Annotated in this window: 3 protein-coding genes and 1 pseudogene; 2 read left to right on the forward strand and 2 right to left on the reverse strand. The window is 61.3% G+C overall.

The features are described from left to right. Positions 1–12: 12 nt before the first annotated feature. Complete coding sequence (gene gbdR, locus OC610_RS21605; RefSeq protein WP_039590608.1) at positions 13–1,116, reverse strand: choline metabolism transcriptional regulator GbdR; 1,104 nt, start codon at positions 1,114–1,116, stop codon at positions 13–15. Between the two features lie 558 nt (positions 1,117–1,674). After that, positions 1,675–3,051 (reverse strand): L-serine ammonia-lyase, encoded by a 1,377-nt coding sequence (locus tag OC610_RS21610; protein ID WP_264430641.1) that lies wholly within the window; start codon positions 3,049–3,051, stop codon positions 1,675–1,677. 434 nt (positions 3,052–3,485) lie between these two features. Here OC610_RS21610 and OC610_RS21615 point away from each other — a divergent pair, with 434 nt between their 5' ends. Together OC610_RS21615 and OC610_RS21620 are read left to right on the forward strand one after the other, a co-directional pair. Further along, positions 3,486–4,433 carry a choline ABC transporter substrate-binding protein gene (locus OC610_RS21615; RefSeq protein ID WP_264430644.1) on the forward strand — a complete coding sequence of 316 codons (948 nt, stop codon included), beginning with the start codon at positions 3,486–3,488 and terminating at the stop codon, positions 4,431–4,433. A gap of 66 nt (positions 4,434–4,499) precedes the next feature. Next, positions 4,500–4,637: pseudogene (locus OC610_RS21620) on the forward strand (choline ABC transporter permease subunit); the annotation flags it as partial.

Below are 4,637 nucleotides of genomic sequence, written 5' to 3' on the forward strand. Positions count from 1 at the left end.
AGGCGCTGCGGTCTAGAGCCTCACGCTGGCAAACGTCGACTCGTTGCGCGCCTGGCTCAGCGCCGACAGCGGGCCGGACAGCGGCGACAGCACCAGGGCCTGCGGCAGCGGCATCATTGCCACCTGTTGCGTGGTGTTGGAACCGACGCGCTCATCCCGCGGCGGAATGCCGAAGTATTCGCGGTAGCACTTGGAGAAGTGCGGCGTGGAGACGAAGCCGCACACCGAGGCCACCTCGATGATCGACATCGGCGTCTGCTTGAGCAGTTGCCGCGCCCGAATCAGTCGCAGCTTGAGGTAATAGCGCGACGGCGAGCAATGCAGGTACTTCTGGAACAGGCGCTCCAGCTGACGCCGGGACACGGCGACGTACACTGCCAGTTCGTCCAGGTCGATCGGCTCTTCGAGGTTGGCCTCCATCAGCGCGACAATTTCCTGCAGCTTCGGCTGGTTGGTGCCAAGCATGTGCTTGAGCGGCACGCGCTGGTGATCCTGCTCGTTGCGGATACGCTCGTAGACGAACATTTCCGAGATCGCCGCCGACAGCTCGCGACCGTGATCACGGCTGATCAGGTGCAGCATCATGTCCAGCGGCGCGGTGCCACCGGAGCTGGTGAAGCGGTTGCGGTCGAGGGTGAACAGGCGTGTGCTCATCGACACCCGTGGAAAGGCTTCTTGCATCGCCGCCAGGCATTCCCAGTGCACGCTGCAATCAAAACCGTCCAGCAGGCCGGCGCAGGCCAGGGCCCAGCTCCCGGTGCAGACCGCGCCAAGGCGACGGGACTGACGGGCCTGGCTTTGCAGCCACGAAACATGCTCACGGGTAACAGTACGTTGGATGCCGATGCCGCCACAGACGATGACGGTGTCAAGGGACGGCGCCTTGTGCATGGAGGCGTCCGGGGTGATCTGCAAACCGTCACTGGCCCAGACCTGGCCGCCATCGACGGTCAGGGTGGTCCAGCGGTACAGCTCGCGACCGGACAGTTGGTTGGCCATGCGTAGCGGTTCCACCGCGGACGCCAGGGAAATCAGCGTGAAATTGTCCAGCAGCAGAAAGCCGATGGATTGAGGCGCACGGTTCTGGGGTTGGGCCCCGGAGTTGGACGTCGTCATCGCGGTATCTCCTCACACAAAGCGGGTGATGGCCTCAGGCGGAGGCTCTTGTTATTGCGCACCGTTCTCTTGCGTGAGACGGGGCTTTATCGGGATAGAGCAATTGCCATGCCTAAATTTGAATGCGCGTTCAATAACTCCTGAAAACGACATGCCGACCTGTCTATATAAGGGGCCTGTGGGGGCGGGGTTATAAGGGCTATCAAGGGCGGCAGGGGCCTGCCACAGCGGGTTGTGAGCAGATCGGTAGCACTTGTGGTAACTGGGCTGCGCCGTTTGCGCGATGGTTGTCACCGCAAGCGCGGGGACGGACGGTAGCGCGGCGCCCGAAGGCGTGACCGACAAGTCACCCCTTATCTGTTTGCGACGCGCCAAAACGTGGCGTGTTTTTGTAGCGGTGTTCATTTTACGAGCGGTTTTCATGCTCTGTAGGAGCTGGCGGAGCCTGCGATCTTTTGATGTTGATCTTTCGCTTGAGATTCAATTGCCTGGGACAAGATCGCAGCCTCGCTTCGCTCGGCAGCTCCTACAGCCACAGGTTCATGTGTAGCGCCGGGATCAACACTCCACCGCACTGACCGCCAGCCCGCCCCGCGATGTCTCTTTATATTTGTCATGCATGTCGGCGCCGGTGTCGCGCATGGTGCGGATCACCCGGTCCAGGGATATGAAATGCTGACCGTCGCCGCGCAGGGCCATTTGCGCGGCATTGATGGCTTTTACTGCGGCAATCGCGTTGCGCTCGATGCACGGCACCTGGACCAGGCCGCCCACCGGATCGCAGGTCAGGCCGAGATTGTGTTCCAGGCCGATTTCCGCCGCGTTGCACAGTTGTTCCGGCGAGGCCCCGAGGATTTCCGCCAGGCCCGCCGCCGCCATGGCGCAGGCCGAGCCGACCTCACCCTGGCAGCCCACTTCGGCCCCCGAGATCGAGGCGTTCTTCTTGCACAGGATCCCCACCGCCGCCGCGCCGAGGAAATAATCCACGACGTTGGCGTCAGTAACGGCCTCGCTGAATTTCATGAAGTAATGCAGCACCGCCGGGATGATCCCCGCCGCACCGTTGGTCGGCGCCGTGACCATGCGGCCACCGGCGGCGTTTTCCTCGTTGACTGCCAGGGCGAACAGGTTGACCCACTCCATGGCGCTCAGGGTCGAGCCGATCACGTTTGGTTTGTTCAACTCCTGCAGGCTGCGGTGCAACTTGGCCGCCCGCCGACGCACGTTCAAGCCGCCCGGCAGGATGCCTTCATGCTGGAGGCCCTGCTCCACGCAGTCCTGCATGGCCCGCCAGAGCTTCATCAGGCCGCTGCGAATCTCCTCTTCCGAACGCCAGACCTTCTCGTTGGCCATCATCAGTTCAGCCACTCGCAAGTTGTGCGTGCGACACAGTCCGAGCAGTTCTTCGGCGCTGGAGAAGTCGTAAGGCAACTCGGTGGTGTCCAGGTCCAAGACGCCGCTGGACGCCTGGGCCTGGTCGACGACAAAACCGCCGCCGACGGAATAATAAGTGTCGCGGTGCAGCTCGCCGTTGTCGCCCTCGGCCACCAGCGTCATCGCGTTGGGGTGGAACGGCAGGTTTTCGTCGAGCAGGCGCATGTCCCGGGACCAGACGAAAGGCACCGGCAGCCGACCGTCGAGCAGCAGGGTCTGGGTTTCGCGCAGCAGTTCGATGCGCGCGCCAATCTGCGACGGGTCGATCGAGTCGGGCCATTCGCCCATCAAGCCCATGATCGTGGCGGTATCGCTGCCGTGGCCAATGCCGGTGGCCGACAGCGAACCGAACAGTTGCACCTCGACCCGCCGCACCTCATTCAAAAACGACTTCGCACGCAACGCTTCGATAAACAGCGCCGCGGCGCGCATCGGCCCCACGGTGTGGGAACTGGATGGGCCGATACCAATCTTGAACAGGTCGAATACGCTGATTGCCATTGCCTTGGATCTCCAGAACAGTCACGTCCGGGCGCAGGAGCGTCCGGTGGCGGAGCTGCTACGCTCAACGCCGGGATGGCCGCATCATCCGGCTTTTGAATGGGCTTTCGACGTCTGACACCGACGCAATCATGCCCACCAGCGCCGCGTCCTTGTCGCCCCGGTTCTACGACGTTTTTTTGCGTGTCAGAAGCCAGCCGAGGGCCGAAAAAATCTGTAAACGACGTCACCAACACTGGATGCGACCCTCCCTGTACTGGATACGACTCACCCTGTAGGCGTCGGATTTGCACTGGTACATGATCGGTTACGGCTCGTTTGCAAGGCCGCGTGTCACAAAGAGTGCCTACGCGCCACCAACCGCAACTTAAAAAAGCAAAAAAAGCGCGGTTGTCCCGACCGGACACTGCCAATAAAACACCAGGAGTCCACCCATGAAAGGTTCCAAGCCGTTGTTGTTGGCCGCCATGCTGAGTCTTCCAATGCTGGCCAACGCTGCAGAGCCCGCTCAATGCAGCACCGTCAACTTCTCCGATGTCGGCTGGACCGACATCACCGTAACCACCGCCACCACCAGCGTGGTGCTCGATGCCCTCGGCTACAAGACCAAGACCACGATGATTTCGGTGCCGGTGACCTACAAGTCCCTGGCCGATGGCAAGAACATGGACGTGTTCCTCGGCAACTGGATGCCGACCATGGAAAACGACATCAAGGCCTACCGCGAAGCCGGCACCGTGGAAACCGTGCGCACCAACCTCAAGGGCGCCAAGTACACCCTCGCCGTGCCCCAGGCCCTGTATGACAAGGGACTGAAAGACTTCGCCGACATCCCCAAATTCAAGAAAGAGCTGGACGGCAAGATCTACGGCATCGAACCGGGCAACGACGGCAACCGCCTGATCCAGAGCATGATCGAAAAGAACGCCTTCGGCCTGAAGGACGCCGGCTTCAAAGTCGTCGAGTCGAGTGAGGCGGGCATGCTCTCGCAGGTCGATCGCGCCTCCAAGCGCAACACCGACGTGGTGTTCCTCGGCTGGGCCCCACACCCGATGAACACCCGTTTCAAGATCCAGTACCTGACCGGCGGCGACGACTTCTTCGGCCCCGACTTCGGTGCCGCGACCGTGGCGACCAACACCCGCAAGGGCTACAGCCAGGAATGCAGCAACGTTGGACAACTGTTGAAGAACCTGGAGTTCACCGTCGACATGGAAAGCACGCTGATGGGCAACGTGCTCGACGACAAGATGAAACCTGAGGCCGCCGCCAAGGCCTGGCTGAAGAAAAATCCACAGGTGCTCGATACCTGGCTCGCTGGCGTCACCACCATTGACGGTAAACCTGGCCTGGAGGCCGTGAAAGGCAAGCTCGGTCTGTAACTTGTTTATGCCGGGCGGGTTCGCTCGCCCGGGCTGTTTATTCCTTGCATGCGGACGTTCACTACCATGCTTATTGATCAGAAAATACCCTTGGGCCAGTACATCGCGGGCTTTGTCGAATGGTTGACGCAAAACGGCGCCAACACTTTCGACGCAATCGCGCTGTTCCTGGAAACGATGATTCACGGCGTGACGTTTGCGCTG

The sequence above is a fragment of the Pseudomonas agronomica genome (assembly GCF_025917275.1).
Taxonomy (GTDB): domain Bacteria; phylum Pseudomonadota; class Gammaproteobacteria; order Pseudomonadales; family Pseudomonadaceae; genus Aquipseudomonas; species Aquipseudomonas agronomica.

What these genes read in the sequence shown, in the direction of transcription:
- OC610_RS21615 (WP_264430644.1), top strand. Translation starts at nt 3,486, where the DNA reads ATGAAAGGTTCCAAGCCGTTGTTGTTGGCCGCCATGCTGAGTCTTCCA.
- gbdR (WP_039590608.1), bottom strand. Translation starts at nt 1,116, where the DNA reads ATGACGACGTCCAACTCCGGGGCCCAACCCCAGAACCGTGCGCCTCAA.
- OC610_RS21610 (WP_264430641.1), bottom strand. Translation starts at nt 3,051, where the DNA reads ATGGCAATCAGCGTATTCGACCTGTTCAAGATTGGTATCGGCCCATCC.